Here is a 4168-nt window from a genome sequence, read left to right on the forward strand (position 1 = left end):
CCCAAACGTGATTTGCCCGCGTTTCCATTGGTTTCGCCCTATGCCTTGCCCGCAGGCGGTTTGTCCAACGCTTTGACCGCATGCGCGGCGACCGGTTCGTCCATATGCTTGCGCAATTCGTCGAGCGCCTGCGCGGTCAACGCGGCGCGCCCGCGCGGGCCGTTGAAATATTCCTGGATCCACGGATGGTCGAGTTCCATCAGCTTGGGCACGGTATCGACCGCGATGACCTTCTTGTCGGCGATCACCGCGACGCGGTCGCAGATCTCGTGCAGCGTATCGAGGTCGTGGGTGATCAGGAACACGGTCAGCCCCAGCGTTTCCTTCAGCTCGCGCGTCAGCCGGTCGAAGGCCGCCGCGCCGATCGGGTCGAGCCCGGCGGTGGGCTCGTCGAGGAACAGCAGCTCGGGGTCGAGCGCCAGCGCGCGGGCGAGCCCGGCACGCTTCTTCATCCCGCCCGACAGCTCCGACGGATACTTGCTCACCGCCTCTTCGGGCAGGCCCGAGAGCATGACCTTGTAGCGCGCGATCTCGTGTCGCAATTCGGGCTCGATATCGGGGTAGAACTGCTTGAGCGGGACCTCGACGTTCTCGCCCACGGTCAGCGTGCTGAACAGCGCGCCGCCCTGGAACAGCACGCCCCAGCGGTTGCGGATGCCGATATCGTCTTCGGGATCGCTGTCGATGATCGAGCGGCCGAAGACGCGGACGTCGCCCGCGGTCGGTTTCTGCAGCCCGATGATCGAGCGCATCAGCACCGACTTGCCCGTACCCGATCCGCCGACCACGCCGAGGATCTCGCCGCGGCGGACCTTGAGGTCGAGGTCCTGGTGGACGACCTGCTCGCCGAAGGCATTGGTCAGCCCCTCGACGACGATCGGAAACTCGCCGCGATAGCGTTCGTGCCGGCCCAGCTCGCGCCCGGTTTCGTCCTGCGCCATCAGCCCCACCCGATCTCGGTGAAGAAGACCGCGAAGAAGGCGTCGATCACGATCACCGCGAAGATGCCGGTAACCACCGCCATGGTGGTGCGCAGGCCGACGTCTTCCGAATTCCCCTTGACCTGCATGCCGTGGTAGCAGCCGGCCAGCGCCACGATCAGCCCGAACACCGGCGCCTTGATCAGCCCAACCCACAGATCGTGCAGCGGCACCACTTCCTGGATGCGCAGGAGGAAGGTCCAGAAGGGAATGCCGAGCATGAACTGGCCCACCACCGCACCGCCGACGATCGCCACGCCGGCCGAATAGAAGCCGAGCAGCGGCATCATCAGCACCGCGGCGAGAATGCGCGGCACGACCAGCGCCTCCATCGGCGAAATGCCGATGGTCTGCATCGCGTCGACCTCCTCGGTCAGCCGCATGGTGCCGATCTGCGCGGCGAAGGCGCTGCCCGACCGGCCCGCGACCATGATCGCGGTCATCAGCACGCCCAGTTCGCGCAGGGTAATCCGCCCGACGAGATTGACGGTCAGCGTCTCGGCGCCGAACTGCGCCAGCTGCACCGCCCCCTGCTGCGCGATGACGATGCCGATGAGGAAGCTCATCAGCCCGATGATCGGCAGCGCGGTAACGCCGACCAGTTCGAGCTGGCGGACCAGTGCCAGCCCGCGGAAGCGGCGCGGGTGGCGCACCAGGCTGGCGCTGGAGATCAGCAGCGCGCCGAGAAAGCCGAGCACGCCGTAGATCCCGCGGCGCGCGCCGTAGACCTTGTCGCCCATCGCCTGCGGCACGCGTTCCCACACCGGCAGGCGCGGCGCGCTCAGATCCTCGTCGGCCGGCGCATCCTTGAGCGCCCCGATCAGCCGCTCCGCGCGGTCGCTCGCGCCGATGATCTCCGCCCCATGGGCATTCGCCAGCCAGCGCGCCATCCACGCGCCGACGGTGTCGATTTCGGTGATGGCGGAAAGGTCGATCCGGTCCAGCGGCCCGTCGAGCCCGCGCAGATCCTGGTCGATCGCGCCGATGGTCGAGACGAGGTACGGCCCCGACAGCACGAGCGCCGTGCCGCCGTCGTCCCCCTCGACCAGTTCGTATTCGGCGAAACCACCCATTGCGGGCGCGGTATGCGGACAAATCAGGCGCTTGCCAAGCGGCTATCCATGCGCGTCACCTCCGGCGTTGCATCGCAGCATGGCCGCTGGCATGGGCGTCCTATCAATTTACCGGCAGCGGCCCGCTCCCCTCCCGACCACCCCTGGCATCATCCTGTCGGGTGGCCGGGAGGGGAGCGGGCCGGTGCCGCCAGTGAGCGCGAGCGAACCCAGCAATGACCACCGAGCTACCCAAGACCTTCGACCCCGCCGATATCGAGAAGCGCTGGTATGCGCATTGGGAAGCCAACGGCTTGTTCCGGCCCGAGCGGCCCGAGGCGCAGCCCTACACCATCGTCAATCCGCCACCCAACGTCACCGGCAGCCTGCATATCGGCCACGCGCTCGACAACACGCTGCAGGACGTGATGATCCGTTACGAGCGGCTGCGCGGCAAGGATGCGCTGTGGGTGGTCGGCACCGACCATGCCGGGATCGCCACGCAGATGGTGGTCGAACGCCAGCTCGAGGCGCAGCAGGACAAGCGCACCAATTACAGCCGCGAGGATTTCGTCGCCAAGGTGTGGGAGTGGAAGGAGGAAAGCGGCGGCACGATCACGCGCCAGCTGCGCCGCCTCGGCTGTTCGATGGACTGGAGCCGCGAACAGTTCACCATGGACGAGCACTTCAGCCAGGCCGTGCTCAAGACCTTCGTCGATCTCTACAACGACGGGCTGATCTACCGCGACAAGCGGCTGGTCAACTGGGACCCCAAGCTCAAGACCGCGATCAGCGACCTCGAGGTGGAGACGACCGACGTCAAGGGCGGCTTCTGGCACTTCAAATATCCGCTCGCCGATGGCGTCACGACGTCGGAAGGCAAGGACTACCTCGTGGTCGCGACCACGCGCCCCGAGACCATGCTCGCCGACATGGCGGTGGCGGTCCATCCCGAGGACGAGCGCTATGCGTCGGTCGTCGGCAAGGACATCCTTCAGCCGATCACCGGGCGCCGCTTCAAGGTCGTGGCCGACGAACACGCCGATCCCGAACTCGGATCGGGCTGCGTGAAGATCACCCCCGGTCACGATTTCAACGACTTCGAAGTGGGCAAGCGCGCCGGGATGAAGCCCGCCGAGATGCTCAACATGCTCGATGGCGAGGCGAACGTCTGCCAGACCGCCGACGGGCTGGTGCCCGAGGAATTCCTCGGCCTGCACCGCTTCAAGCGCGATGGCGTGGATGGCGCACGCGAACTGGTGGTCGCGCGGATGAAGGAACTGGGCTTCCTGATCCCGCATGTGACCAGGGACGAGGAAGGCAACGAAGTCGAACACGATGCCGAACCGCGCACCATCGCGACGCCCTTCGGCGATCGCGGCGGCGTGGTGATCGAGCCCTGGCTGACCGACCAGTGGTATGTCGATGCCGAAACGCTCGCCGAGAAGCCGATCGAGGCGGTGAAGAGCGGCGATATCGAGATCGTCCCCAAAGCTTGGGAGAAGACCTTCTTCAACTGGATGGAGAACATCCAGCCCTGGTGCGTTAGCCGCCAGTTGTGGTGGGGGCACAGGATTCCGGCTTGGTACGATGCCGAGGGCAAGGCCTATGTCGCCATGACGGAGGAAGAGGCGCAGGCACTGGCGGGTGAAGGCGTGGCACTGACCCGCGACGAAGACGTCCTCGACACCTGGTTCTCCTCCGCGCTGTGGCCCTTCGCCACTCTCGGGTGGCCGGAGAACACCCCCTCTCCCCTTGCGGGAGAGGGGACGGCGACGCCCGTCGCCGCTGACGCGTCGAACCCCTCTCCCAACCCTCTCCCACAAGGGGAGAGGGCTTCGCTGCTCGCCAAGCACTATCCCAACGACCTGCTGATCAGCGGCTTCGACATCCTGTTCTTCTGGGATGCCCGCATGATGATGATGGGCCAGTACAACACCGGCCGGAACCCCTGGCCCAAGCTCTACCTCCACGGCCTCGTACGCGCCGCGGACGGGCAGAAGATGTCGAAGTCCAAGGGCAATGTCGTCGACCCGCTCGGCCTGATCGACCAGTACGGCGCCGATGCGCTGCGCTTCTTCATGGCGGCGATGGAAAGCCAGGGCCGCGACATCAAGATGGATGACAAGCGGATCG

General features: G+C 66.2%; 3 protein-coding genes. 1 reads left to right on the forward strand and 2 read right to left on the reverse strand.

Translation table 11 applies throughout. From position 1 onward, the window contains the following. Positions 1-38: 38 nt before the first annotated feature. Positions 39-941, reverse strand: a complete 903-nt coding sequence (locus tag ACN4E0_RS00035) for an ABC transporter ATP-binding protein (protein ID WP_419564196.1) — start codon at positions 939-941, stop codon at positions 39-41. Further along, complete coding sequence (locus ACN4E0_RS00040; RefSeq protein ID WP_419564198.1) at positions 941-2053, reverse strand: MlaE family lipid ABC transporter permease subunit; 1113 nt, start codon at positions 2051-2053, stop codon at positions 941-943. The genes ACN4E0_RS00035 and ACN4E0_RS00040 overlap by 1 nt, the downstream gene beginning before the upstream one ends. A 215-nt stretch (positions 2054-2268) precedes the next feature. Between ACN4E0_RS00040 and ACN4E0_RS00045 the strand changes: the two genes are divergently transcribed. After that, positions 2269-4168, forward strand: a 1900-nt coding sequence (locus ACN4E0_RS00045; RefSeq protein ID WP_419564200.1) for a valine--tRNA ligase, incomplete at its 3' end; no start/stop codon positions are given.

Source organism: Qipengyuania sp., from assembly GCF_048550555.1.
Lineage (GTDB): Bacteria > Pseudomonadota > Alphaproteobacteria > Sphingomonadales > Sphingomonadaceae > Qipengyuania.

What these genes read in the sequence shown, in the direction of transcription:
- ACN4E0_RS00040 (WP_419564198.1), bottom strand. Translation starts at nt 2,053, where the DNA reads ATGGGTGGTTTCGCCGAATACGAACTGGTCGAGGGGGACGACGGCGGC.
- ACN4E0_RS00035 (WP_419564196.1), bottom strand. Translation starts at nt 941, where the DNA reads ATGGCGCAGGACGAAACCGGGCGCGAGCTGGGCCGGCACGAACGCTAT.